Source organism: Streptomyces sp. 135, from assembly GCF_020026305.1.
Taxonomy (GTDB): domain Bacteria; phylum Actinomycetota; class Actinomycetes; order Streptomycetales; family Streptomycetaceae; genus Streptomyces.
Genome location: NZ_CP075691.1, coordinates 4,073,928 through 4,100,829, shown reverse-complemented (window position 1 = coordinate 4,100,829; position 26,902 = coordinate 4,073,928). Strand labels below are relative to the sequence as shown.

The window sequence follows — 26,902 nt, the reverse complement described above, 5'->3', positions numbered from 1 at the left end:
AACACCGCCTCCCGGGCTGTGCGTTGCCTTCGAACGGTTCCGCCCTGGGCGCATCCCAGGCCGATTTGGCCGAAAACCACCCACACGAAGGAACGGGCATTCCGCCCCTTTACGGGCCCATCGTGCGGTGAGCGCGGCCCGCGCGAGGAGAGTCGAGTACGGCACGCGCAAGGAGAGGGGCATCCACCGCCCTTCAACCACCGCCCGACCCGGGCGGATTCACCGCCGCACAAGCGGCCCCGCGGCCCCTCCCGTGTGCCTCCTTCGTGGCAGCATGGGTCCCCAGTCCTTCGGTGCACCGGTCGGCCGTGCCTCTCGGCGCCTCGCCGACGGTCCGTCCACAGCCTGTGGAGGCAGCGATGCGGTGGTTGGTGGGGTGGAGCAGTGCCGCCGCGAGGCCCTCGGCGGCGGGCTCGGCCGGGGCCACCGGCGACGGCGGCGAGACCCTGCACCCCGTGGGCTCCCAACTCCTGTGGGGCGACCCGGATCCGCTCTGGGCGGTCGGCGACTGGCGCCCCGACGAGGTGCGGACCGTGACGGTCGACGCGCGGACCCGCATCGCCGTCCTCGGCACCTGCGGGGCCTCCGACGAGGAGCTGCGGGTGGGCCTCTTCGCCGCGCGCGGCGGCGCGCTGCGCCATCTGACCGCCTGGTCCGGCAGTTACACGGCGGTCGTCCAGGTCGGCCGCCGTGTCATGGTCGCCGGTGACCTCGCGGGCGCCCGCCCCGTCTTCCACACCCCCTGGGCGGGCGGTACGGCCTACGCCACCGCCGCGCTGCCGCTGGCCGACCTCGTCGAGGCCCACCTCGACATCGGCCACCTCGCGGCGCTGCTCGCCGCCCCGGACGTCCCCGAGGCGCTGCACGACTCGACGCCCTACCAGGGCGTGCGGCGTGTGCCCCCGGGGCACGCGCTGATCCTGCGCGCGGGCGCACGGGAGGTCGCCGGGTACGAACCGGTCGCCTCGCTCGCCGTCGCCGCCCCCGCCGCCGACGCCGCGAGCGCCGTGGACGCCGTCCGTGACGCCCTCGTGGAGGCGGTACGCGCCCGTCTCACGGCCCCGCGCCACGTGCCCGGCACCGATGTCGACCCGGGTCCGGTGCCCGGCATGGGGCCCGCCGAGCGGCGCGCGGCCCGCGGCATGCCGGTGCCCGGCATCGGAGCGGACCTCTCCGGAGGGCCCGCCTCGGGAACCCTCGCTCTCCTGGCGGCCGGTCTGCCCGGCATGCCCGGCACCGTCCTCGGCCACGGCACGGGCGCCGGGGAGCGGCTCCTGGCCGTCACCTTCAACGACCTCGCCGTCAACGGCCGCGAGGCGGAACTGGAACGGGCCGGAGCCATCGCCGCCAACCCGCGCCTGCACCACGTGGTCGTCGCCGCCGGTGAGGACGCGCTGCCCTACGCCGACCTGGACGGGCCGCTGACGGACGAACCGAGCAGCACCCTGGTGCTGGCCCAGCGCCACCGCGCCCGGCTCTCCTCGGGCAGCGCGGACCACTTCACGGGCCACGGCGCCCGGCAGGTCCTCGACGCCCATCCCGCCCGCCTCGCCGACCTCCTGTTGGACCGCAAGCGCCGCCACCTGGTACGCCCGGTGGCCGCGCTGACGAAGGCCGACGGTTCGGTGATGGTCCCCGCGCGCGTGTACGGCGCGGCGCGCAAGCTCGCCCGCATGCCGCACCGCGCGGGCGTCGAATCGCTCGCCGACCGGCTGCTGCACCGCCGCTTCGAGGAACCCGGCGGAGCCGTGGGGGCGTCGCTGGCCGCCCTCGCGTGGGCCAGACCGGGGCCCGCCGCGCGCTGGCTGACCGGCGAGGCGCTCGCTGAAGTATCGGTTCGTCTGAACGACACGACCATGCGCCCGGGCGGCCCCGGCCAGCGGCCCGGCGAGTTCCGCGCGCGGGCGGCCCTCGCCCGGCACGCCGCGGACCTGCGCATCCTCGAACAGGCCGCCGAGGTCCGCTTCCAGCGGCTGCACGCGCCCTTCCTCGACAACCAGGTCGTCCGCGCGTGCCGGGCGCTCCCCGAGGCCCTGCGCGTCCAGCCCGGGGCGCGGGCCGCGATCCTGCGCACGGTCCTCGAGGGCGCCGGGGTCACCGATCTGCCGCCCGGCTGGGGCGCCCGTCCCACGCGCCGGGCGCCGCGGCCGCCCGCGCCGGCCTGCGCCTGGCGGTGGAGCACCTGATCGCCCTCTTCGACACCCCGCTGCTCGCCCAGGCGGGCCTGGTCGAGGCCCGCGTCGTCCGCAAGGCGCTGCGCGAGGCCGCCGAGGGGGCGCCGCTCCCGCTGGACGGCCTGGCCGACCTGGTCGCCACGGAACTGTGGCTGCGGCGGCTGCTGTCGCGCCGAGGGACATGCTGGACGGGGACACCGGCCAGGCAGCGAGCCGTCCCTACGGGGAGCGTGGTTCCGCAAAGGGGCGCGCTGGGAGCGGGGCGCTAGGAGCCGGTCGCCAGGAGTGGGCGTTCGGAGCGGGTGCTCGGAGCTTCCGGGGGCTCCTCGGGGCCCGCGACTCCCCTCGCGCGGTAAAGCCCGGGCCTCGCGTGGGCCCGCCAGGGAGAATGGCCCGGTGCGGTACGGAATCCTGGGCGCCACCGAGGCGTACGACGATCGAGGCGCCCCCCTGCCCGTAGGGGGCCGGCGGCTGCGCGCCCTGCTCGCGGCCCTGGCGCTCCACGCGGGCCGCGCGGTCGTCGTGGGGACCCTCATCGACGAGGTCTGGGCCGACGAACCGCCGAGCGACCCGCAGGCCGCCCTGCAAGCCCTCGTCGGCCGGCTGCGCCGCGTCCTCGGCAAGGACGCCATCGCCTCGGCCCCTGCGGGCTACCGCCTGGCCGTCGCCCCCGAGGACGTCGACCTGCACCGCTTCGAGCGCCAGGCCCGGGAGGGCAGGGCGGCCCTGGACCGCGGCGACCCGGCCGCCGCCGCCCGCGTCCTGCGCGAGGCGCTCGCCCTGTGGCGCGGCCCCGCCCTCGCCGACCTGCCCGACCGGGCCGCCGCCGCGCCCCGAGGCCCAGCGCGTCGAGGCGGTGCGCGCGAGGATCGAGGCGGACCTGCGGCTGGGCCGCGCCGCCGACGTCGTACCGGAACTGCGGGAACTGACCGCCGGACTGCCGTACGACGAGACGCTGCGCGCGCTGCTGATCCGCGCCCTGCGGGACGCCGGGCGCGGGGCCGACGCGCTCGCCGCCCATGAGGACGCCCGCCGCGCCCTCGCCGAGGGGCTCGGCACGGATCCGGGCCCGGAACTGCGAGCACTGCACGAGGAGTTGCTCGGCCCGGCCGAGGCGGCCCCGCGACCGTCCGGTGCCGCGCGGCGGGGCCCCTCGCGGCTCGACCAGCCCGAGCGGAAGGGGAACATCCGTAACCGGTTGACCTCTTTCGTCGGGCGGGAACCCGAGCTCGCCGCCATCCGTTCTGATCTGCGCAGGGCCCGCCTGGTCACGCTCACCGGACCGGGCGGTTCAGGAAAGACCCGCCTCGCCGAGGAAGCCGCCGCCGGGCATCCGCAGGCATGGCTGGCCGAGCTCGCCCCGCTCGACCATCCCGAGGCGGTGCCAGGCGCTGTCGTCAGTGCGCTCGACCTGCGCGAGACCGTGCTGATGACCAGCGAGTTGACCGTCCCCCAGGACGACCCGGTCGCCCTGCTCGTCGAGTACTGCGCCGCGCGCAGCCTGCTCCTGGTCCTTGACAACTGCGAACATGTGATCGGCGCCGCGGCCGAGCTGGCCGAGACCCTCCTCACGCACTGCCCCGGCCTCACCATCCTCGCCACCAGCCGCGAACCCCTGGGCGTGCCGGGCGAGTCCGTGCGCCCCGTCGAGCCCCTCCCGCCCGACCTGGCGTACCGTCTGTTCACCGAGCGGGCCGCTGCGGTGCGGCCCGGCTTCGCGCCGGACGAGGACGCCGAGGCGGTCGCCGAGATCTGCCGCCGCCTGGACGGCCTGCCGCTCGCCATCGAACTGGCCGCCGCCCGCCTGCGATTGCTCACCCCGCGCCAGATCGCCGACCGGCTTGACGACCGCTTCCGCCTCCTGACCAGCGGCAGCCGCACGGCCCTGCCCCGCCAGCAGACCCTGCGCGCCGTCGTCGACTGGTCCTGGGAGCTGCTCGGCGAGGCCGAGCGGACCGTGCTGCGCGAGGTGTCGGTCTTCGCCGGCAGCTGGGACCTGCCCGCGGCCGAGGCGGTCTGCGCCGGCCACGCCACGGACCTGATCGGCGCCCTGGTCGACAAGTCCCTGGTCGTGGCCGTCCCGGGCGCCGGGCCCGAGGACGGCGGCATGCGCTACCGCCTCCTGGAGACCATCCACGAGTACGCAGTCGAGCGCGCCGCCGAGACCCCCGCCCTGCTCACGGCAGCCGAGCAGCGCCACGCCGCCTGCTTCCGGGCGCTGGTCGAGCGGGCCGAGCCGCTGCTGCGTTCCGCCGAGCAACTGCCGTGGATCAGACGCCTGGAGACGGAGCTCGACAACATCCGGGCGGCCTTGCAGCACTCCATCGAGACCCGTGACGCGGAGACCGCGATCGCCTTCGCCCTGAACACCGGCTGGTTCTGGTGGCTGCGCAACTACCACCGCGAGGGCTGCGAGTGGATGGGCCGCATCCTGGAGCTGGCCCCGAGCCGTGGTTCGTCCGGTCCCCTGACCCTGCCCGACGAGGACGACCCGCTCTACTGGCCGTGGATGAACCTCCGGCTGCTGCACCTCTTCCTGGTGACGGAGTCCCGGTCCACGGCGGCGGGCGCCGAGCACGACTGGACGGACGTCCGCTACGTCGACCGGGTGCGCGCCGTCTTCGCCCGGCCCGGCCCCCACTCGGCCCGGTTCCCCGGGCTGATCTGGCCGTTCACCATCTTCTTCACCGGCGGCACGCTCGACGACACCCGGCCCGCCGTGGACGAGGCGGTCGAGAACTGCCGGCGGTACGGCGGGGACTGGGAGCTCTGCGTCATGCTGATGTTCCGCGGCCACATGGCCATCGACATGAACGGCAACCTCTCGGGCGTCGACGAGGACCTGGCCGAACTGCGGACGCTGAGCGGGCGGGTGGGCGACCGGTGGATGCGCGCCCAGGTGAACAGCGCCGTGGCCGAGGCCGCGATGGCCCGCGGCCGCCACGACGAGGCCCGCGCCGCCTACGACGAAGCGCTGCGCCTCGCCTTTGAGGTGGGGGCGTACGCGGAGATGTCGTTCCTCCTGGCCCGGCTCGCCGAGATCGCCTACCGCGAGGGCGAGCGCGACACGGCTCAGAAGCTCCTCGAAGAGGCGAGCACGGAGGCGGACCGCCATGCCGTGCCGGACGCACGTGCCTTCGTACGGATGCTGCGCGCGCGACTCGCGCTGGACGACGGCGATCCGCTGCGGGCCCGGGAGATGTGCGAGGCGGCCCGTGACGTCGCGGCGCACGGCACGCCGCCCCCGCAGTTCAGGGCCGGGCTGCGCGGTGTGGAGGCGCAGGTCACCGCCGCCGAGTCCGGCCCACGGGTGGGCCTGCGCGAACTGGCCGAGGCGCTGGACGAAGCCGTGGCCGCCCACTGCTCCGAGATGATCGTCGCGACCCTCGTGGACGTCGGGGCCACGTTCGCGGGCCAGTTGGGCGACCACGCGCGTGCCGTCCGCCTGCTCGCGGCGGCCACACGCCTGCGGTGCGGCCACCCGCGCCCCCTGCCCGAAAGGACCGCCGCGGAGGACCTCATGGCCGCCGCGTCGGCCGCCCTCGGCGAACGGCAGTACGAGACACGGTGCGCCGAGGGCGCTTCCCTCACGACGGCGGAACTGTCCGCGGAACTGACCGAGGCCGCCGGGGCCTAGGCCCACCGGACTGCCGGACTGCCGGACTGCCGTGCTGCCGTGGGCTACGTGCAGCGCATCTTCGACTGGGCCCAGTCCGCCAGCGCCGCCGAGGAGAAGGGCGTGTGCGGCTCGACGGCCAGTCGGATGGTCTTGCGTCCGGTGAGGTTCACCTGCACCGGCAGCGCCGGATCACCGCCCTTGATCACCGGCGATCGCCACAGCCGCGCCCCGTCCGCGTAGACGGAGAAGCGCACCCTGCCGAGCTCCATGGTCATGTCGTCGACGCCGACGAGCGCGTCGTACGTCGTGCAGCTGCGGTTCAGGTCGATCGTCACGGAGGACGCGCCGTGCACGGTCACGCCGTGGGAGTACTGCTTGCCGGCGATCGTGAGGCCCCGGCGCTGCCACACCCAGCTGCTCTCGCCGAGCCGCATCTCGGGCTTCGTGCCGTCGCCCACGGTGCCGTACCGGAGCTCGCTCCACTGGTAGACCACGGGCGCCGGAGGCGGGGGCGGCGGTGGCTTCGGCGCGGGCTTGGTCGGGGTGGGCCGCGGCTTCGGGGGCGGCGGAGGCGTCGGCCTCGGCTTCGGCCTCTCCTTGGGCGGAGGCGTCGGCGTGGGCGTCGGTGTGGGCTTCGCGCTCGGCTTCGGCGCGGGCGGCGGCGGTGTCGGCTCAGGCCTGGGCTGCGCCCTCGGCGGCGCCGGCGGTGGCTGCTGCGGCACGATCGACTCGGACGCCGCGGGCCCCTCGGCCTTCGGCGGCGGGTCCTCCTTGGGCTTGCCGTCACCACCGGTGAGGGCGATCGCCGCGACGACCCCGGCCGCCACGACCACGCCCGCCGCGATACCGGCCTTCGCGGGGCACCGAGCCCTCGGAGGCGGCGGCGCCGCGGCCGACCCTCCGAGGACCCGCCCGCGGCGGCGGCACCCGCGGCGCCCGCGGCCCGCGCTCGCGGTGCCGCCCCGACGAGCGCGGCCACCTTCGCGTACCCGGCGGCCCCGAACCAGCCGATGACGGCGATGGGCACGACGGCGGGGATGCCGCCCGCGACTTCCTTGATCTGGCCGGCGGCCAGGCGGCACTTGGCGCACTCCTCCAGATGCTTGCGCAGACCTCGCTCGGCGCGGCTGCGCAGGCCGCCGCGGGCATAGGCGCCGAGGCGGTCGGCGTAGCGGGCGCACTCCTCGCTCTCGGTGAGGGTGGCGCTCACGTGCGCCTGGAGGTAGGCCTGCTTGAGGCCTTCGCGGGCGCGGCTGGCGAGCACGCGCGTGCCGTTCGCGTCGAGGCCGAAGAGGGTGGCGACCTCGCTCGGGGACTCCTCCTCGATCTCGGTGTGCCACAGCACGGCCTGCCAGCGCTCCGGCAGGCTCCGGAACGCCTGCATGGCCATCGACTGCTCGGCCTCGTGCATCGCGCGGACGTCCGCGCCGAGTTCCAGGGTGTCGTCGTCGCGCACCTCGGAGCCGCCGCGCGCGGCCTGCGCGGCGAACACCGCGAAGTCGTCGACCAGCTGCTCCCGCTTCGCCGACTTCGTCCACCCGGCGGCGACGCGCCTGACCGTGGTCAGCAGATAGGCGCGCACCGCGTGCTCGGGCCCGCTGCCGCCACGGACGGCCTGGAGCATGCGGGCGAAGACCTCGGCGGTGAGGTCGTCGGCGGTGTGTGCGTCGCGGCAGCAGGTGAGGGCGTACCGGCGGACGGCTTCGGCGTGCCTGCGGTACAGCTCCTCGTACGCGGAGTCGTCGCCCGCCCGCATCCGCGCGATCAGGTCGGCGTCGGACGTCGGCGTGTCCTCCCCGGCGGGGAACGCGGTGGCCGTACCGCCTCCGCGCTGCGGGGGCACACCGGCGCCGGGCGCCGTGGAGGCTATGTCGGCGGGGTCGGAGCTGCCGGGATCGCCCTGGAGCGGCACCTGCCGGGCGGACGGCTCGTCCCGATCGTCAACACTCATCCGTCAACACTCATCGCGGAACGCCCCCGGCTGCACCCTCGGACCCGAACACCGGGAAAGAGTGCCACAGGGCCGTGCTCCCGCAGGGGCCGATCGCGGGCAACCACTCGTCCGAGGTGACTTCCCGCAATGGAGCACTATCGTTCACCCATTCGGGGAAGGCTCAACCGCCGTCGCACGCAACGGAGTTGAGCCTTCCGCCGTAGGCGCATCCACCGCTAGGGTCGCGACCGCAGCCCTTCGAGCAGGATGTCGAGCAGCCGCGACGACGCCGCCGCCTGCTGTGCCGCGTCCGGCAGCGAAGGCGCCGCCGTCGCGATCACCAGCAGGACGTCCGACACCGTCACGTCCGCACGGAGCTCACCCGCCGCACGGGCACGCTCCACGAGACGCCCGACGACGTCGAGGAGCGTCGCCGTCCCCGCGTCGTCACTCACCGCCGAGGAGACCGTCTCCTCGGCAGGCGCCTGGCGCTGTTCCACGAGGCGCAGCTCGGGGGAGTCAGGGGCCGGCTGCCGCTGCTGCGGCACCCTCGCCCCGTCGTCCTCGGCGGCGCCGTCCTCGACGCCCACCCGCAGCACCTGCGGCGGCAGCAGCCGCCCCGCGCCCGATGCCACGGACGTCCGCAGGAAGCGCGAGAGCGCCGACCACGGCTCGTCCTCCTGCCCGAGCGCCGCACGTGCCTGGTCGGTCAGCCGGGAGGTCTCCTCCTCGGCTATGCGCCGGACCAGGACGTCCTTGCTCGGGAAGCGGCGGTAGACGGTGCCCACACCGACCCGCGCGCGGCGCGCCACGTCCTCCATCGGCGCGCCGTAACCCAGCTCGCCGAAGACTTCGCGTGCCGCACGAAGTACATGCTCGAGATTGCGCTGTGCGTCGACACGCAAGGGTGTCGTGCGCGCTCCTTCCCCCATGTCACGTCCGTTCCCGCTGAGGCCGACGGCTGATGCCGACGCGGCAGCGGAAGTCCAGTGGGTCTCCTGAATGCTCATACACGTTCCCCCGGTAATGACGTCTCCCCCCGGAGACACTCCCCGCCATTGGCTACCGGCGTGTTGAGGAGTGATCCCTTCCGCGAGCCCGGAAATGCGGCTCGACGGGCGCATCCCCCGACACCCCGACGTCCCACGAACATAGTTGAGCCTGAGTCAATTCAGAAGGGGTGGGTTCCGCACGGAGCGCCCCCCGATCGGAGTACGCACCGTTTCAAGCCTTATTGCACCCCAAACGCATACCCCCCTCACAGCTGCTGACCTGCGCTCCTTCCGCGCGCCGCCGCAAGCCGCGGAGCGCCCGCCGCGCGCCGCCGCCGGTCACACAAATTGCCGGGCCTGTGGACAAACTCCGGAGCCGGGTGCGTCATGGGAAGGTGAAGGCTGCGATCTCCAGCGGGACCACCCCCGCATCTCCGGACTGTGTGCGCATTCTCGTCGTCGGCGGCGGCTACGTCGGCATGTACACCGCGCTGCGGCTCCAAAGAAAGCTGAAGTCGGAGCTCAGGCGGGGTGAGGCCGAGATCGTCGTGATCACCCCCGAGCCCTACATGACGTATCAGCCGTTCCTGCCCGAAGCGGCGGCCGGCAACATCTCGCCGCGCCACGTCGTCGTCCCCCTGCGCCGCGTCCTCGACAAGTGCCGCATCGTCATCGGCGAGGTCGAATCCGTCGACCACGCCAAGCGCACCGCCACCTTCACCACTCTCGCCACCGAGGAGGAGGGCACGGGGCCCGTCGGCATCACATACGACGAACTGGTCCTGGCCCCCGGCTCCATCTCGCGCACGCTGCCCATCCCCGGCCTCGCCGACCACGCCATCGGATTCAAGACCGTCGAAGAGGCGATCGGCCTGCGCAACCACGTCCTCGAACAGATGGACATCGCCTCCTCCACCCGCGACCCCGCGATCCGCGACGCGGCCCTGACCTTCGTCTTCGTGGGAGGCGGTTACGCGGGCGTCGAAGCGCTCGGCGAGCTGGAGGACATGGCGCGCTACGCGGCGCGGTACTACCACAACATCAAGGCCGAGGACATGAAGTGGATCCTCGTCGAGGCCTCCGGGCGGATCCTGCCCGAGGTCGGCGAGGAGATGGGCAAGTACACCGTCCGCGAGCTGCGCAGGCGCAACATCGACGTGCGCCTGGAGACCCGCCTCGACTCCTGCGAGGACCGCGTCGCCGTCCTGAGCGACGGCGCGCGCTTCCCCACCCGCACCGTCGTCTGGACGGCGGGCGTCAAACCGCATCCCGTCCTCGCCGCCTCCGACCTGCCGCTCAACGAACGCGGCCGCCTCCAGTGCACCGCACGGCTCTCCGTCGACGGCGCCACGCACGCGTGGGCCGCGGGAGACGCCGCCGCCGTCCCCGACGTCACGGCCGACGAGCCCGGCAAGGAGTGCGCGCCCAACGCCCAGCACGCGGTGCGCCAGGCCAAGGTCCTCGGCGACAACATCGTCGCGACACTCCGGGAGCGGCCGCTTCAGGAGTACCGGCACAAGTACGTGGGCTCGGTGGCGTCACTCGGGCTGCACAAAGGTGTCGCACACGTCTACGGACGCAAGCTGAAGGGCTACTGTGCCTGGTTCATGCACCGCGTCTATCACTTGAGCAGAGTGCCGACCGTCAACCGCAAGTCCCGTGTGCTCGCCGAATGGACCCTCTCCGGGCTGTTCAAACGCGAGATCGTCTCCCTGGGGTCGCTCGAACACCCACGCGCGGAGTTCGAACTGGCGGCCGGTGGTGAGCGCCCGAAGGAGTCCTCCTGACCGGCGTCAGGAACTCCCCGCGCGGGACCCACGTCTGATGGATGTCCGTCCGCACCCACGGATGTCAGACCGGTCGGCGAGACTGTTCGTGTGACCATGGTCCGGCCGCAAGGCCGACACCAGGGACGTCCGCCCTCGACAAGCTGTGTTCCCGATCCAGAAGCGACACCACGAGGCCTACCGCAGTGAACTTCACGCGCTGGAGCGCCCGGCTCCCCGGAACGCAGCGCCGCGCAGCAGCGCGGACCGAACAGACGATCCCCGCGACCCCGCGCACGGACGGCGCCGTGCCCGCGGCCCGTGCCGAGCGGCGCTCGGACGGAGTACGCCCGCCGTACGCCGACGGCAGCGGCAGCAGTATCGACGAACTGCCGGCCCGGGAGGTGCTCGACCGCATCCCGGCCCTGGTCGCCCTCGTGCACGGCGCCGACCACCGCCTCGCCCACGTCAACGACGCGTACGTCGCCGCCTTCGGCCCCCGCCCCGTCGGCGAACCCGCGCGCGTGGCGCTGCCCGAACTGGCCGAGCTGGGCCTGCTGCCCCTCCTCGACCAGGTCCTGCGCAGCGCGAAGCCACGCACCGTCAAGTCCCGCAAGGCGCCCGGCGGACGCTCGTACACCTTCACCTGCACGCCCGTGACGCTGCCCCTGGGCGGGGCCGCGGCCGGTCCCGAAGCGGGCGGCGGCGTGCTCGTCTTCGCGGCCGACGTCACCGACCACGCCGAGGCCGCCGAGCGGCTGCGCGCCAGCGAGCGCGCACAGCGCGAGACGGCCGTCACCCTCCAGAAGTCCCTGCTGCCCCAGGAGCTGGAGCAGCCCGACGACCTGCGCATCGCCGCCACCTACCAGCCGGGCGGCACCGAGGCCGCGGTCGGCGGCGACTGGTACGACGTGATCACCCTCGGCGGCGGCCGCACCGCCCTCGTCATCGGCGACGTCATGGGCCGCGGCGTGCGCGCGGCCGCCGTCATGGGCCAGCTCCGCACAGCCGTACGGGCCTACGCCCGCCTCGACCTGCCCCCGCACGAGGTCCTCCAGCTCCTGGACGGCCTCGCCTCCGAGATCGACGCCAGCCAGATCGCCACCTGCGTCTACGCCGTCCACGACCCGAGCGAAGGAAGCCTCGTCTACTCCTCCGCCGGGCACCTGCCGATCCTCGTACGCGACGAGAACGGCACCATCCACCGCGCCGAGGAACCCACCGGTCCGCCGCTCGGCACCGGCGGCTGGCTGCACACCTCGGGCTCCGTGCCCCTCGGCCCCGGATCGACCGCCGTCCTCTACACGGACGGCCTGGTCGAGAGACGCAGCGAGGACATCGACGAAGGAGTGGCCTCCCTGGAGCGCGCCCTGGCCGGCGCCACCGGCACGCCCCAGGTGGTCTGCGACCGCCTGATCCGCGCCCTCGGGGTGACCGCAGACCACGACGACGACGTCGCCGTCCTGGTCCTCCAGCACCCCGCCCGCACCGGCCCGGACGCCGACCTGTTCCGCAACGCCGCCCTGGAACTGCTCGGCGGCGTGGAAGCAGCGCCACGCGCGCGTGCCTTCGCCACCGGCGTCCTCGCCAGCTGGCGCTTCTCCCCCGAACTGCACGACCTGGGCGTCCTCGCGGCCGGGGAACTGGTCGCCAACTCCCTCCAGCACGGCACGCCGCCGATGCGGCTGCGCCTGCGCCGCACCGACCGGCGCCTGATCATCGAGGTCACCGACGGCGACGACCACCTGCCGCGCCGCCGCCGCGCCGAACCGGCGGACGAGGCGGGACGCGGCATCGCCATCGTCGCCACGATCGCGTCGAACTGGGGCACGCGCCGCACACCGGGCGGCGGCAAGGCCGTCTGGTGCGAGTTCGCGCTGCCGCGCTAGCCGGTCAGGCGTTCGCGGCCGCGGGCTCCGTGGCGGCCGGCCCGCCCTGCGCCACCACCGGGCTCTTGGCCAGCGAGGGCTGGTTCTGCACGGGAGTGAGCCCACGCCCAAGCCGCACCGCGAGCACCGTGATGCCGAGCGAGAACAGCACGAACGTCACGATGTACGGGACGTGCAGCGCGGCGCCCATCGGCCCGCCCACGGCCGGCCCGACCGCGAGGGCCAGCTGCTTCACCAGGGCGAAGGCCGAGTTGTACTGACCGACCATGCCGCCCGGCGCCAGATCCGCGACCAGCGGCGCGACGGTCGGCGACAGCATCGCCTCACCGAGCCCGAACAGGGCGTACGTCGAGACGAACGCGGCGGTGGCCATCGCCTGGCTGCCGTGGCCGAGCCCGGCGTACCCCGCGAGGAGCCACGCGAAGGCCCAGATGAGACCGACGGCCGCGATCACCCGGGACCGCTTGCGCCGCTCGACGAACTTCAGGACGGCGAACTGCGCGATCACGATCACCGCCGTGTTGGCGGCGAGCGCGATGCCGAGCGTCGACGGGGTGATCCCCGCCGCCTCCACGCCGTACGCGGAGAGCCCCGACTCGAACTGGCCGTAGCAGGCGAAGAAGATCACGAAGCCGAGAACGCACAGCTGCACCATGGCCTTGTGCTTAAGGAGCGCGCGCATTCCGCCGCGCGGGGCCGAGGCGTCCTTGGGCATCGTGTCCTGGATGGACGGCGCGTGCGGCAGCCGCACGGTCAGCGCGATCGCCGCGAGCACCAGGAACATCACGGACTCGATGGAGAACAGCAGCGTGAAGCTGCTGGGACGGTGCTCGTCGACGATCTGGCCGCCGATGAGGCCACCGATACCGAGCCCCAGGTTCTGCAGGAAGAACTGCATGGCGAAGGAGCGCGTACGAGTGGTCGGCGTCGAGGACCAGACGATCATCGTCGCGAGCGCCGGCTGCATGACGGCCGTACCCGCGCCGAGCACCGCCGCCGAGAGGATGGCCGACGTCTCACTGGCGGCGAGGCCGAGCGCGACCGCGCCCACGGAGGCGACGACCGCCGAGCCAACGAGCACCGGGAGGGGGCCGCGGCGGTCGATGACGCGGCCGGTGATGGGCAGGACGATCAGCGCGGCCATGGCGAAGGCGGCGAGCACGATGCCCGCCGTACTGGACCCGAGTCCCCGTACCTGTGCCACGTAGACGTAGAGGAACGGAACCGTGAACCCGATGCCGAACGCGCTCAGCGCGCTGCCTGCCTGAATACGACGCATCGCTGCGCCCATCGCCCTGGTCACTTTCACCTGCCTTAGGAGTTAGAAGTGAAGACTTCGAAGCTAAAGTTAGGATCTAAACAGTACACAACGAAGGACTTCGATGCCAAGTGGGGGCGTGCCATACTGCGGCCATGGGTGACACCCCCGGCCCGAGCGAGCCGACACTTGAAGAGCAGATCGCCGCGTACCAGCGCGAGTTCCAGGACCTCGACCCCCAAGTCGAGAAGATCGTCTCGGCCCTCGGCCGCCTGAACCGCCGTATGAACGTCGCCTACGGCCGTCAGACCGCGACCCTCGGCATCAGCAACGCCGAGTGGGAGGTCCTCAAGGCCCTCGTCCTGTCCGGCGCCCCGTACCAAATGGGCCCGGGGGAGCTGGCCAAGCGCCTCGGCCTCACACCGGCCGCCATGACCCACCGCATCGACCGCATGGTGGGGGAGGGGCTGGTCACCCGCGACCGCGACGAGACCAACCGTGTCCGCGTGATCGTGGAGCTGACCGCCGAGGGCCGCGAGAAGTGGCTGGAGGCGATGCGTCTGGCGACGGTCTTCGAGGAGGAGCTCCTCCAGGACCTGTCGGCCGACGAGCGCGGCGTCCTGGACGAGCTGCTGACCCGTCTCCTGCGCCGCGTGGAGCACGCGCAGCCGGACGCCGGCGGACGCCTCTCCGACCTGGACTGAGGCGACCACCTGGGGCTCCACGGAGGGGGGTTGACAGTCACTCCCTGGACCCGTAAGGTTCTTCGGGTTGCCACGGAGCCGTAACGGTTCTGCGGCAGCACTCCCGCCGCTGATCGAGCGGCAAACCAAACTCTGCACGACCTCCCAACGGAACGCATTCGGCATGCCCGAATTCAATTCCAGGACTCGATTATGAGTCGCCGGGAAAACCCGCTAGAGTTTGAGACGTCGGAACGGCCCAACAGCCGCGAAGACACCGCCCGCTGACTGGGAATCAGGCCCGAAAGGATCTGATAGAGTCGGAACCGCCGGAAAGGGAAACGCGAAAGCCGAAAGGCCGGAGCGGGAACCGGAAGGCGCCGAGGAAATCGGACACGAAAGAGTCTGATAGAGTCGGAAACGCAAGAACAAAAGAAACACCGAAGGGAAGCGCCCGGAGGAAAGCCCGAAAGGGTGAGTACAAAGGAAGCGTCCGTTCCTTGAGAACTCAACAGCGTGCCAAAAGTCAACGCCAGATATGTTGATACCCCGACTCACTTCGGTGAGTTGAGGTTCCTTTGAAAAAGTCCTGTACGGCAATTTGATCGTGCAGGCGACACAGCGAGGACGCTGTGAACCGGGAGATTATTCCTCTCCTTGGTTCCGCTCTCGTGGTGTTCATCCCGATTACGGGAAAACATTCACGGAGAGTTTGATCCTGGCTCAGGACGAACGCTGGCGGCGTGCTTAACACATGCAAGTCGAACGATGAACCACTTCGGTGGGGATTAGTGGCGAACGGGTGAGTAACACGTGGGCAATCTGCCCTGCACTCTGGGACAAGCCCTGGAAACGGGGTCTAATACCGGATAACACACGCTCAGGCATCTGAGTGTGTTGAAAGCTCCGGCGGTGCAGGATGAGCCCGCGGCCTATCAGCTTGTTGGTGAGGTAGAAGCTCACCAAGGCGACGACAGGTAGTACCTGAGAGGGCGACCGGCCACACTGGGACTGAGACACGGCCCAGACTCCTACGGGAGGCAGCAGTGGGGAATATTGCACAATGGGCGAAAGCCTGATGCAGCGACGCCGCGTGAGGGATGACGGCCTTCGGGTTGTAAACCTCTTTCAGCAGGGAAGAAGCGAAAGTGACGGTACCTGCAGAAGAAGCGCAGGCTAACTACGTGCCAGCAGCCGCGGTAATACGTAGGGCGCAAGCGTTGTCCGGAATTATTGGGCGTAAAGAGCTCGTAGGCGGCTTGTCACGTCGGTTGTGAAAGCCGGGCTTAACCCGGGTCTGCAGTCGATACGGGCAGGCTAGAGTGTGGTAGGGAGATCGGAATTCCTGGTGTAGCGGTGAAATGCGCAGATATCAGGAGGAACACCGGTGGCGAAGGCGGATCTCTGGGCCATTACTGACGCTGAGGAGCGAAAGCGTGGGGAGCGAACAGGATTAGATACCCTGGTAGTCCACGCCGTAAACGGTGGGAACTAGGTGTTGGCGACATTCCACGTCGTCGGTGCCGCAGCTAACGCATTAAGTTCCCCGCCTGGGGAGTACGGCCGCAAGGCTAAAACTCAAAGGAATTGACGGGGGCCCGCACAAGCAGCGGAGCATGTGGCTTAATTCGACGCAACGCGAAGAACCTTACCAAGGCTTGACATATACCGGAAAGCATCAGAGATGGTGCCCCCCTTGTGGTCGGTATACAGGTGGTGCATGGCTGTCGTCAGCTCGTGTCGTGAGATGTTGGGTTAAGTCCCGCAACGAGCGCAACCCTTGTTCTGTGTTGCCAGCATGCCCTTCGGGGTGATGGGGACTCACAGGAGACGGGGTCAACTCGGAGGAAGGTGGGGACGACGTCAAGTCATCATGCCCCTTATGTCTTGGGCTGCACACGTGCTACAATGGCAGGTACAATGAGCTGCGAAGCCGCGAGGCGGAGCGAATCTCAAAAAGCCTGTCTCAGTTCGGATTGGGGTCTGCAACTCGACCCCATGAAGTCGGAGTTGCTAGTAATCGCAGATCAGCATTGCTGCGGTGAATACGTTCCCGGGCCTTGTACACACCGCCCGTCACGTCACGAAAGTCGGTAACACCCGAAGCCGGTGGCCCAACCCCTTGTGGGAGGGAGCTGTCGAAGGTGGGACTGGCGATTGGGACGAAGTCGTAACAAGGTAGCCGTACCGGAAGGTGCGGCTGGATCACCTCCTTTCTAAGGAGCACTTCTAAGCCAAGCTTGCTTGGTTCAGAGGCCACTACGTCGGCAAACGATCGACGGTGGTTGCTCATGGGTGGAACGTTGACTACTCGGCCTGGTTCACGGGTCGGAGGCTGTAAGTACTGCTCGCAAGGGCGTGGAAAGCATGATCTCCGGACGGGGGCTGGTCGGGCACGCTGTTGGGTATCTGAGGGTACGGGCTTGTTCCCGACCTCAATGCCGACCCCAGTGAAGGTTCGCTTTGGCGGGCTGTGATGGGTGGTTGGTCGTTGTTTGAGAACTGCACAGTGGACGCGAGCATCTGTGGCCAAGTTTTTAAGGGCGCACGGTGGATGCCTTGGCACCAGGAACCGATGAAGGACGTGGGAGGCCACGATAGTCCCCGGGGAGCCGTCAACCAGGCTTTGATCCGGGGGTTTCCGAATGGGGAAACCCGGCAGTCGTCATGGGCTGTCACCCGCTGCTGAACACATAGGCAGTGTGGAGGGAACGCGGGGAAGTGAAACATCTCAGTACCCGCAGGAAGAGAAAACAACCGTGATTCCGGGAGTAGTGGCGAGCGAAACCGGATGAGGCCAAACCTACGACGTGTGATACCCGGCAGGGGTTGCGTCGTGGGGGTTGTGGGATCTCTCTTTCATAGTCTGCCGGCTGTGAGACGAGTCAGAAACCGTTGATGTAGACGAAGGACATGCGAAAGGTCCGGCGTAGAGGGTAAGACCCCCGTAGTCGAAACATCAGCGGCTCGTTTGAGAGACACCCAGCACGGGGCCCGAGAAATCCCGTGTGAATCTGGCGGGACCACCGTTAAGCCTAAATATTCCCTGGTGACCGATAGCGGATAGTACCGTGAGGGAATGGTGAAAAGTACCGCGGGAGCGGAGTGAAATAGTACCTGAAACCGTGTGCCTACAAGCCGTGGGAGCGTCGGGATGGAGCTTGCTCCATCCTCGTGACTGCGTGCCTTTGAAGAATGAGCCTGCGAGTTTGCGGTGTGTTGCGAGGTTAACCCGTGGGGAAGCCGTAGCGAAAGCGAGTCCGAATAGGGCGATTTAGTAGCGCGCTCAAGACCCGAAGCGGAGTGATCTAGCCATGGGCAGGTTGAAGCGGCTGTAAGAGGTCGTGGAGGACCGAACCCACCAGGGTTGAAAACCTGGGGATGACCTGTGGTTAGGGTGAAAGGCCAATCAAACTCCGTGATAGCTGGTTCTCCCGAAATGCATTTAGGTGCAGCGTCGTGTGTTTCTTGCCGGAGGTAGAGCACTGGATAGGCGATGGGCCCTACCGGGTTACTGACCTTAGCCAAACTCCGAATGCCGGTAAGTGAGAGCGCGGCAGTGAGACTGTGGGGGATAAGCTCCATGGTCGAGAGGGAAACAGCCCAGAGCATCGACTAAGGCCCCTAAGCGTACGCTAAGTGGGAAAGGATGTGGAGTCGCACAGACAACCAGGAGGTTGGCTTAGAAGCAGCCACCCTTGAAAGAGTGCGTAATAGCTCACTGGTCTAGTGATTCCGCGCCGACAATGTAGCGGGGCTCAAGCGTACCGCCGAAGTCGTGTCATTCCAGCATGAGGGCCAACGCCCGCTGGGATGGGTAGGGGAGCGTCGTGTGCCGGGTGAAGCTGCGCCGGAAGGCAGTGGTGGACGGTTCACGAGTGAGAATGCAGGCATGAGTAGCGATACATACGTGAGAAACGTGTGCGCCGATTGACTAAGGGTTCCTGGGTCAAGCTGATCTGCCCAGGGTAAGTCGGGACCTAAGGCGAGGCCGACAGGCGTAGTCGATGGATAACCGGTTGATATTCCGGTACCCGCTGTGAAGCGTCAAACATCGAGCCCATTAATGCTAAGGCCGTGAAGCCGTTCCGGACCCTTCGGGGAAAGGAAAGTGGTGGAGCCGCCGGCCCAAGGTGGTAGTAGGTGAGTGATGGGGTGACGCAGGAAGGTAGTCCAGCCCGGGCGGTGGTTGTCCCGGGGTAAGGGTGTAGCCCGTCATCTAGGCAAATCCGGATGACATGAGGGTGAGACCTGATGCCGAGCCGATTGTGGTGAAGTGGATGATCCTATGCTGTCGAGAAAAGCCTCTAGCGAGTTTCATGGCGGCCCGTACCCTAAACCGACTCAGGTGGTCAGGTAGAGAATACCGAGGCGTTCGGGTGAACTATGGTTATGAACTCGGCAAAATGCCCCGTAACTTCGGGAGAAGGGGGGCCATCACCGGTGATGAGTCTTGCACTCTGAGCTGGGGGTGGCCGCAGAGACCAGCGAGAAGCGACTGTTTACTAAAAACACAGGTCCGTGCGAAGCCGTAAGGCGATGTATACGGACTGACGCCTGCCCGGTGCTGGAACGTTAAGGGGACCGGTTAGTGCACTTTCGGGTGTGCGAAGCTGAGAACTTAAGCGCCAGTAAACGGCGGTGGTAACTATAACCATCCTAAGGTAGCGAAATTCCTTGTCGGGTAAGTTCCGACCTGCACGAATGGCGTAACGACTTCTCGACTGTCTCAACCATAGGCCCGGTGAAATTGCACTACGAGTAAAGATGCTCGTTTCGCGCAGAAGGACGGAAAGACCCCGGGACCTTTACTACAGTTTGATATTGGTGTTCGGTTCGGCTTGTGTAGGATAGGTGGGAGACTGTGAAGCATGCACGCCAGTGTGTGTGGAGTCGCCGTTGAAATACCACTCTGGTCGTGCTGGATGTCTAACCTCGGTCCGTGATCCGGATCAGGGACAGTGTCTGATGGGTAGTTTAACTGGGGCGGTTGCCTCCCAAAGAGTAACGGAGGCGCCCAAAGGTTCCCTCAGCCTGGTTGGTAATCAGGTGTTGAGTGTAAGTGCACAAGGGAGCTTGACTGTGAGACCGACGGGTCGAGCAGGGACGAAAGTCGGGACTAGTGATCCGGCGGTGGCTTGTGGAAGCGCCGTCGCTCAACGGATAAAAGGTACCCGGGATAACAGGCTGATCTTCCCAAGAGTCCATATCGACGGGATGGTTTGGCACCTCGATGTCGGCTCGTCGCATCCTGGGGCTGGAGTCGGTCCCAAGGGTTGGGCTGTTCGCCCATTAAAGCGGTACGCGAGCTGGGTTTAGAACGTCGTGAGACAGTTCGGTCCCTATCCTCTGTGCGCGTAGGAATATTGAGAAGGGCTGTCCCTAGTACGAGAGGACCGGGACGGACGAACCTCTGGTGTGCCAGTTGTCCTGCCAAGGGCATGGCTGGTTGGCTACGTTCGGAAAGGATAACCGCTGAAAGCATCTAAGCGGGAAGCCTGCTTCGAGATGAGTATTCCCACCCCTTTGAGGGGTTAAGGCCCCAGTAGACGACTGGGTTGATAGGCCAGATCTGGAAGCCCGGTAACGGGTGGAGGTGACTGGTACTAATAGGCCGAGGGCTTGTCCTCAGTTGCTCGCGTCCACTGTGTTGGTTCTGAAACCACGAACAACCCCATGTGTGGTCACGCATGGTGCGGTTGACAGTTTCATAGTGTTTCGGTGGTCATAGCGTGAGGGAAACGCCCGGTTACATTCCGAACCCGGAAGCTAAGCCTCACAGCGCCGATGGTACTGCAGGGGGGACCCTGTGGGAGAGTAGGACGCCGCCGAACTAATTTTGAACGGGAAACCCCCGCACCTTATGGTGCGGGGGTTTTCTGCGTTCACGGCGCTTTACGCTCACGCCGGGCGCACCAATCTCGTGTCGTAGGCCAGGATCACCGCCTGGACTCTGTCCCTCGCGCCCGTCTTCGCGAGGATGCGGCCCACGTGCGTTTTCACCGTGGATTCCGCGAGGTGCAGCCGGGAGGCTATTTCCGCGTTAGTCCAGCCCTGGCCGATGACCGTCAGGATTTCGCGTTCCCGGTCGGTGAGGGAGGACAGGCGCGGATGGTTCGCGGGGTCTGTCGGCGCGGAACCGGATGTGGGGAGGTGGCCGGCGTAGGTGTCCAGGAGACGGCGGGTCAGGCTGGGAGCCACCACCGCGTCGCCCGAGGCGACCGCGCGGATACCGGAGAGGAGCTCCTCCGGCAGTGCGTCCTTGATGAGGAAGCCGGACGCCCCCGCGCGCAGGCCGTCGTACGCGTACTCGTCGAGGTCGAAAGTCGTGAGGATCAGGACGCGGGTGCGGTCGCCCGACGCGACGATGCGGCGCGTGGCCTCGATGCCGTCCAGGCCGGGCATGCGGATGTCCATCAGGACCACGTCGGGGTGGAGTTCGGCGGTCATGCGGATCGCCTCGCTGCCGTTGCCGGCCTCACCCGTCACCGTCATGTCGTCCTGGCTCTCCAGGAGCATGCGGAAACCGAAGCGCTGCATGGGCTGGTCGTCGACGATGAGCACGGTCGTCACGGTGTCTCGCTGTCCTTCGGGAGATGGAGGTGGACCCGCCAGCCGCCCGGCGGTCCGGGGAGCGGGCCTGCCTCAAGTGTGCCGTCGTACAGGGAAGTTCGCTCGCGCATGCCGGTCAGGCCACGGCCGTTTCCACGGTCGTTTCCGCGGTCGTTTCCGGGGCCGGGTGCGCCACCGCTGCCGCCCGTGCCGGTGTCCGTGACCTCGACCGTGACGCCGTGGTCGGTGTACGAGACGGCGACGGTGGCGGTGGCGGTGGGGCCGCCGTGCTTGAGGGTGTTGGTGAGCGCTTCCTGGACGACGCGGTAGACGGTGAGCTGGCGGCCGGCGGGGATGGAGTCGGGGCGGCCGATGACGGTGCTGCGTACCGGAAGGCCCGCCGCCCGTACGCCGTCGATGAGTTGGTCCAGGTCGGTGAGGGCGGGCTGGGGGGAGCGTTCGGCGGTGGCGTGGGCGTCGTCGCGCAGGACGTCCAGGAGGCGGCGGAGTTCGGAGAGTGCCTGGCGGCTGGTGGTGCCGATGGCTTCGAGGGCCTGGGCGGCGCGCTCCGGGGACTTGGCGGCGGCGTACGAACCGCCGTCCGCGAGGCCCGTGATGACGGAGAGGTTGTGGCCGATGATGTCGTGCATCTCGCGGGCGATGCGGGTGCGCTCGGCGGCCGCGGCGAGCTGGGCCTGCTGGTCGCGCTCGATCTCCAGCCTGCGCGCGCGTTCGACGAGGGCGGCGGTGTAGTCCTGCCGGGAGCGCACCGCGATGCCGAAGAGCGCCACGAGCGCGTACGCCCATACGTTCGGGAGGATCTGCTGGTCCCAGGAGTCGCGCGGGAAGCGGACGGCGCCGACGACGAGCGGCGCCGTCATGAGGAGGCCCGCCCGGCCGAGGGTCCGCAGGGGCAGCCGCATCGCGATGTCGAACAGGACGATCATCTGGATGAGGGCGGCCTGGAGCATGGCGCCCGTCCAGCTGCTCAGCAGATTCGTCGCCACCATCGTCACGAGGACGGCCATGGGGTGGCGTCGGCGCCAGAACAGGGGGACCGACAGGCCGAGGCTCATCAGGAAGACCTGCCAACCGGCGACGTGCGTGTTGGGCGCGGTGTTGCGCCAGCCGCCGTTCGCGTCGACGAGTGCCGCGCCGACGAAGAACCCGGTGAGCAGCAGGTCCCAGACGAGCGGGCGGCGCCTGTCGAAGGCGCGCACCCGCTGGGTCCAGCGCTGGAGGAACTGCGTGAGGGGGTGCGGCTCGGTCACGGCCTCATCCTCGTACAGCGAACTCCCGGCGTGGGGCCGCTCGGTCACACGTCCCGTCGCTTGAGCAGGACCGATGCCGCGGCGATGATCGCCGCCGTCCAGAGGGTGAGGGTGACGAGGGCCGTGCCGGGGGCGATGGTGTCCTCCACGCGGGTCAGCGAGCCGAGTGAGCTCGCGGCCTGGACGGGGAAGTGCCTGATGGCGCTCTCCACGGCGCTGAACGGCAGCATGCCGAGGACCTCCGGCAGGATCAGCACGGAGCCGACGAACGCGCCGATGGCACCGGGTACCGAGCGCAGCAGGGCGCCGAGGCCGAGGGCGATGAGGCTGAGCAGGGTGAGCGACGCCGCGCTGCCGGTGAGGGCGCCGAGGACGCCGTCGTCGGTGAGGGAGAGTTCCTTGTCGGTGCCGGAGAGCCAGATCTGGGCGGTGAGGAAGGTGACGACGTCGGTCGTCCAGGACACCGCGAAGGCGACCGCGGTGAAGATCGCGGCCTTGGACCACAGGACGGGCAGGCGGCGCGGTACGGCGGTGACGGAGGCCCGGATCATGCCCGTCGAGTACTCCCCGGCGGTGATGAGGATGCCGAGGACGGCGAGGCAGATCTGGGAGAGCTGGGTGCCGAGGAGGGTGAAGACGATCGTGTCGACCTCGGAGTCGTCGCCGTCGTAGGTGGAGCCCATCGTGGCGCCGACGGCGATGACCAGGGCGGTGGCGGTGGACAGGGTGATCCAGGTGGAGCGGAGCGTGCGGAGTTTGTGCCACTCGGAGCGCAGGATGCCCTTGGTGCTCAGGCGGTACGTGGTGGTGGCCGGGGTGCTCATGCGGCGGCTCCTTCCTGCTGAGAGGCGGCGGGGGCGGTCGTAGAGGCGGCGTATTCGACGGAGTCGCGGGTGAGGTCCATGAAGGCTTGCTCCAACGACGCCGCGTGCGGGGTGAGTTCGAAGAGGGGGATCTTGTGGGCGGCGGCGGTGCGGCCGATGTGTTCGGCGTCGGTGCCGCGTACTTCGAGGGCGCCGGGGACGCTGCTGGTGATGTGGACGCCGGGGGCGGCGAGCAGTTCGGTGAGGAGGTCGGCCTCGGGGGTGACGACCTTCACGGAGCCGGTGCCGGAGTCGCGTACGAAGCGTTCGACGGTGGTGTCGGCGAGGAGCCTGCCGCGGCCGATGATGACGAGGTGGTCGGCGGTCAGCGCCATCTCGCTCATGAGGTGCGAGGAGACGAGGACCGTACGGCCTTCGGCGGCCAGGGACTTGAGGAGGGTGCGGACCCACAGGACGCCCTCGGGGTCGAGGCCGTTGACCGGTTCGTCGAGGATGACCGTGGCGGGGTCGCCGAGGAGGGCGGCCGCGATGCCGAGGCGCTGGCCCATGCCGAGGGAGAAGCCCTTGACGCGCTTGCGGGCGACCTCGTCGATGCCCGCGAGCCGCAGGACGGTCTCGACGCGGCTCTTCGGGATGGCGTGGGTGTGGGCGAGTGCCATCAGGTGGTGGTACGCGGAGCGGCCCGGGTGGACCGAGCGGGCTTCGAGGAGGGCCCCGACCTCGCTGAGGGGAGCGGGGTGGGACGCGTAGGCGCGACCGCCGATGGTGGCGCGGCCGGCGGTGGGGGCGTCGAGGCCGAGGAGCATCCGCATGGTGGTGGACTTGCCCGCGCCGTTGGGGCCGAGGAAGCCGGTGACGGTGCCCGGCAGGACCTCGAAGCTGAGGTCGTCGACGGCTTTCTTGGCGGGCTTGCCGCCGTAGTGTTTGGTCAGTCCGTATGCCCTGATCGTCATGGCTTCGATGCTGGCGCGGTCGGGGGCGCGGATCGTCGGACCGGGGGCGGGACGTGGCGGTGGCGGGTAGTACCGGGGTACGACGGCGACCCTGAGGGGCCCCGCGTGACGGCCGGGGGATGACCGGGGGGACGGCAGGGCGTGACGACGGGGCGTGACGGCCGGGCGGAATTTAGGATCACTGCATGAACCACGTCGTACGAGCTGTCCGTGCCGAGGAGTGGCCCCAGGTCAGGGAGTTGCGCCTGGCCGCGCTGCGGGATCCGGCGGCGCCGGTGGCGTTCCTGGAGGCGTACGAGGATGCCGCCGTGAAGCCGGATTCGTACTGGCAGGAGCGGGCCGCGGGGGCGTCGAGAGGGGCCCGGGTGCGGCAGCTCGTGGCGGAGGACCCGCATGGCGTGTGGGCCGGTTCCGTGACGGTGCTGATCGAGGAGGCGGGGCACGACGACGCCTTCGGGGGTGTGATCGAGCGGCGGCAGGCGCATCTCGTCGGGGTGTTCGTGCGGCCCGAGCACCGGGGCAGCGGTGTGACGGACGCGCTGTTCGAGGCGGCTGTGGCGTGGGCGTGGTCTCTGGAGGGGGTGGAGCGGGTGCGGCTGTACGTCCATGAGGACAATCCGCGGGCACAGGCGTTCTACCGGCGGTTCGGCTTCGTACGCAGTGGAGGGGTCGCCCCGGTGCCGGGTGACCCCTCCGCGCGGGAGTACGAGCTGGTGCTTGAGCGGCCTCAGCGGTCTTAGCGGGCTTGGTGGCGGCTCCGGTGCTCTGACTGGCTCCGGCGGCCGGTGATCAGCGGTACGGGTTCTCCGTGCGGGCCGTGCGCAGGGCCTTCGCCCACCAGGCCAGCTGGTCGAGCATCACCTTGGCGGCGCCGGCCGCGCCGTCCTGTTCGTGGGCGCGGCCGTCCGTGCCGAAGTCGTCCCAGGCGCCGTGGAAGCTGACGCCGTCGCGGACGGTCGCGCAGTGCAGCTCGGCGAAGACCAGGCGGAGCTGTTCGACGGCGCGCAGGCCGCCGCCGACGCCTCCATAGGAGACGAAGCCGACCGGCTTGGCCTCCCACTCGGTGCGGTGCAGGTCGATGAAGTGCTTCAGGGCGGCCGGGAAGCTGTGGTTGTACTCGGGGGTGACCACGACGTACGCGTCGGCGGCGTCGACGCGCTCGGCGAGCGCGGTGAGCGCGGGGGTGCGCTCGGTGCCCCAGTCCGGGTGGGCGGCGGGCAGTTCGAGGCCGGCGACGTCGATGACGTCGACGGTGAACGCGGTGTGGCGCTCGGCGAGGGCGGTGAACCAGCCGGCGACGGTGGGTCCGAAGCGGCCGTCGCGGGTCGAGCCGACGATGACGGCGAGGCGCAGCGGCGTCGTGGTGGGGTGCGAGGTGGTGGACATGGCGTGCTCCTCAAGTGCGGGCGTGCGGTGGATGGTGATCGGCCGGTCGGTCAGTGGGTGCGGGCCGGGGCCGGTGCGGGGGCCGGGGCGGTGACGGTGGTCTTCGCCGTACGTGTGCGGGGGCGCAGCAGGGCGTGGACGAGGAGCGCGAGGCCGGTGCTGAGGCCCGCCACGGACCACAGGACGATCCGCCAGGCCTCGGTGAACTGCTCGGCGTGGCCGCCGGCGCCCGCGGTGATGCGCCCGGCGAGCTCCGCCGAGCCGACCCGGGACTCCAGGAGGGCGAGCAGCAGTGCTCCGAAGACGGTGAGCATGACGGCGCCGGTGCCGCCGCGGACGGTGTTGAGGAAGCCGGAGGCCATGCCGACCTGCGCGGGGGCGACCATGCCGAGCGCCTGGGCGTCGATGATGCCGACGGACAGGCCTTGGCCGACGCCGATGGTCAGCAGCGGCCCCGCGAGGCCGGCGGCGGAGATGCCGGGGTGCAGGGTGGTCAGCCAGGCGTTGCCGGCGGCGATCAGGAGCAGGGACAGGACGAGCAGGTGCCGGGCCGGGGCGCCGCGGTTGACGAGGCGGGCGCCGAGCGGGGGCAGGGCGAGGACGGGGACGGTCATCAGGAGCAGGATCAGTCCCGCGTCGCCCGCGGTGGTGTCGCCGGTGCCCTGGAGATAGGTGGGCAGGTAGACCAGGGCGCCGGTGGTGCCCGCGCCGAGTCCGAAGGAGCCGAGGGACCAGCCGAGGAAGGCGGGGCGGCGGGCCAGGGAGAGGTCGAGGACGGGTGCGCCGCCGCGGGCGGTGAGGCGCTTCTCGACGCGTACGAAGGTGATCAGGAGGGCGGTGCCCGCGGCGAGCGGCAGCAGTGTACCGACCGACGTCCAGCCGGACTTGGAGCCCTGGGTGATGGCGAAGAGGGTCAGGGAGAGACCGCCGATGAAGGTGGCGGCGCCCGCCTTGTCGACGCGTGACGGGGTGTCGGCGCGGGACTCGGCGAGGAGACGGGTGCCGAGGAGGATCGCGCCGCCGGCCGCGGCGAAGACCAGGAACGTGGTGCGCCAGCCGAGGCCGTCCACCATCCAGCCGGAGAAGGTGGGGCCGATGGCGATGCCGACGCCCGCCGTGGTGCCGAGGGAGGCGAACACCTTGGTCCGCGCCGCTCCCGTGTAGGTGGCGGCGAGCAGGGCGCCGCCGCTCGTCATGACGCCCGCGGCGCCGATGCCCGAGAGCAGGCGGGCGGCGTCCAGGAACAGGATGTGGTGGGCGAAGGCGGAGGCGAGAGTGCCGGTGGCGTAGAGCGCGGCGCCGACGGTGAGGACGCGGCGGCGGCCGAAGATGTCGCCGAGCGAACCGGCGACGAGCATGAAGGAGGAGGCGGCGAGGAAGTATCCGACGACCACCCACTGGAGGGCCGCGCCCGACGCGCCGAGGTCGGAGCCGATGCGGGGCAGGGCGACGGTGGTGCCGGACATCGCCATCGGCAGGGTGAGCATGCCGAGCAGGACGACGAGGAGGGTGAGGACGGGACGGCCCCGGCGCGTGGCGGGAGGGGCCTGCGGAGCGGTCTCGGTAGGCATGCGAGTAAAGTACAACGAGCGTTGTAGTTAT

The 26,902-nt window shown here is 69.7% G+C and carries 12 protein-coding genes, 3 rRNA genes and 3 pseudogenes; 9 read left to right on the top strand and 9 right to left on the bottom strand.

The genetic code is table 11. The features are described 5' to 3' along the window. Positions 1–359 precede the first annotated feature (359 nt). Both KKZ08_RS18420 and KKZ08_RS18415 read left to right on the top strand, forming a co-directional pair. Positions 360–2,443 (top strand): annotated as a pseudogene (locus KKZ08_RS18420) (asparagine synthase-related protein). Positions 2,444–2,570: 127 nt separating this feature from the next. After that, positions 2,571–5,811, top strand: a pseudogene (locus KKZ08_RS18415) (BTAD domain-containing putative transcriptional regulator). A gap of 44 nt (positions 5,812–5,855) precedes the next feature. Here KKZ08_RS18415 and KKZ08_RS18410 read toward each other — a convergent pair. Then, positions 5,856–7,549, bottom strand: a pseudogene (locus KKZ08_RS18410) (sigma-70 family RNA polymerase sigma factor). 413 nt (positions 7,550–7,962) lie between these two features. Beyond that, positions 7,963–8,736, bottom strand: coding sequence for a helix-turn-helix domain-containing protein (locus KKZ08_RS18405; RefSeq protein WP_223775503.1), 774 nt, complete (start codon positions 8,734–8,736; stop codon positions 7,963–7,965). Positions 8,737–9,161: 425 nt separating this feature from the next. On the opposite strand from KKZ08_RS18405, the gene KKZ08_RS18400 reads away from it, so the two are divergent. Next, on the top strand, positions 9,162–10,505 hold the full coding sequence (locus KKZ08_RS18400) for an NAD(P)/FAD-dependent oxidoreductase (protein WP_320590545.1): 1,344 nt from the start codon (positions 9,162–9,164) through the stop codon (positions 10,503–10,505). A 185-nt stretch (positions 10,506–10,690) separates the two neighbouring features. After that, a complete protein-coding gene (locus tag KKZ08_RS18395) occupies positions 10,691–12,373 on the top strand; it encodes an ATP-binding SpoIIE family protein phosphatase (RefSeq protein WP_223775501.1) in 1,683 nt (560 codons plus the stop codon). Between the two features lie 4 nt (positions 12,374–12,377). Here KKZ08_RS18395 and KKZ08_RS18390 read toward each other — a convergent pair whose 3' ends face one another. Further along, the gene (locus tag KKZ08_RS18390; RefSeq protein WP_223779101.1) at positions 12,378–13,664 is read right to left on the bottom strand and encodes an MFS transporter; all 1,287 of its coding nucleotides are present in this window, start codon (positions 13,662–13,664) and stop codon (positions 12,378–12,380) included. A gap of 122 nt (positions 13,665–13,786) precedes the next feature. Between KKZ08_RS18390 and KKZ08_RS18385 the strand changes: the two genes are divergently transcribed. From KKZ08_RS18385 to rrf, 4 genes are all read left to right on the top strand, one after another. Beyond that, the gene (locus tag KKZ08_RS18385; protein WP_223775500.1) at positions 13,787–14,335 is read left to right on the top strand and encodes a MarR family transcriptional regulator; all 549 of its coding nucleotides are present in this window, start codon (positions 13,787–13,789) and stop codon (positions 14,333–14,335) included. Between the two features lie 679 nt (positions 14,336–15,014). After that, a 16S ribosomal RNA gene (locus tag KKZ08_RS18380) occupies positions 15,015–16,530 on the top strand. 311 nt (positions 16,531–16,841) lie between these two features. Beyond that, positions 16,842–19,944, top strand: a 23S ribosomal RNA gene (locus KKZ08_RS18375). A gap of 87 nt (positions 19,945–20,031) precedes the next feature. After that, positions 20,032–20,148 (top strand): 5S ribosomal RNA (gene rrf, locus KKZ08_RS18370). Together the 16S, 23S and 5S rRNA genes form the textbook arrangement of a ribosomal RNA operon. Positions 20,149–20,215: 67 nt before the next feature. Here rrf and KKZ08_RS18365 read toward each other — a convergent pair. The 4 genes from KKZ08_RS18365 to KKZ08_RS18350 are packed head-to-tail and all read right to left on the bottom strand — an operon-like array spanning position 20,216 to position 23,914. Then, positions 20,216–20,887: a response regulator transcription factor gene (locus KKZ08_RS18365; protein WP_223775499.1), complete on the bottom strand. Its 672-nt coding sequence runs from the start codon at positions 20,885–20,887 to the stop codon at positions 20,216–20,218. Next, entirely contained in the window at positions 20,884–22,137 is a 1,254-nt protein-coding gene (locus KKZ08_RS18360) for a histidine kinase (protein ID WP_223775498.1), read from the bottom strand. The genes KKZ08_RS18365 and KKZ08_RS18360 overlap by 4 nt, the downstream gene beginning before the upstream one ends. Before the next feature lie 44 nt (positions 22,138–22,181). Further along, positions 22,182–22,961, bottom strand: a complete 780-nt coding sequence (locus tag KKZ08_RS18355; RefSeq protein ID WP_223775497.1) for an ABC transporter permease — start codon at positions 22,959–22,961, stop codon at positions 22,182–22,184. Beyond that, positions 22,958–23,914 (bottom strand): ATP-binding cassette domain-containing protein, encoded by a 957-nt coding sequence (locus KKZ08_RS18350; protein ID WP_223775496.1) that lies wholly within the window; start codon positions 23,912–23,914, stop codon positions 22,958–22,960. The genes KKZ08_RS18355 and KKZ08_RS18350 overlap by 4 nt, the downstream gene beginning before the upstream one ends. Positions 23,915–24,099: 185 nt before the next feature. Here KKZ08_RS18350 and KKZ08_RS18345 point away from each other — a divergent pair, with 185 nt between their 5' ends. Then, positions 24,100–24,654: a GNAT family N-acetyltransferase gene (locus KKZ08_RS18345; RefSeq protein WP_223775495.1), complete on the top strand. Its 555-nt coding sequence runs from the start codon at positions 24,100–24,102 to the stop codon at positions 24,652–24,654. Positions 24,655–24,703: 49 nt separating this feature from the next. On the opposite strand, the gene KKZ08_RS18340 is transcribed toward KKZ08_RS18345, so the two are convergent. Together KKZ08_RS18340 and KKZ08_RS18335 are read right to left on the bottom strand one after the other, a co-directional pair. Continuing rightward, on the bottom strand, positions 24,704–25,300 hold the full coding sequence (locus tag KKZ08_RS18340; protein WP_223775494.1) for an NAD(P)H-dependent oxidoreductase: 597 nt from the start codon (positions 25,298–25,300) through the stop codon (positions 24,704–24,706). A 50-nt stretch (positions 25,301–25,350) separates the two neighbouring features. Further along, on the bottom strand, positions 25,351–26,871 hold the full coding sequence (locus KKZ08_RS18335; protein ID WP_223775493.1) for an MFS transporter: 1,521 nt from the start codon (positions 26,869–26,871) through the stop codon (positions 25,351–25,353). Between the last annotated feature and the right edge of the window lie 31 nt (positions 26,872–26,902).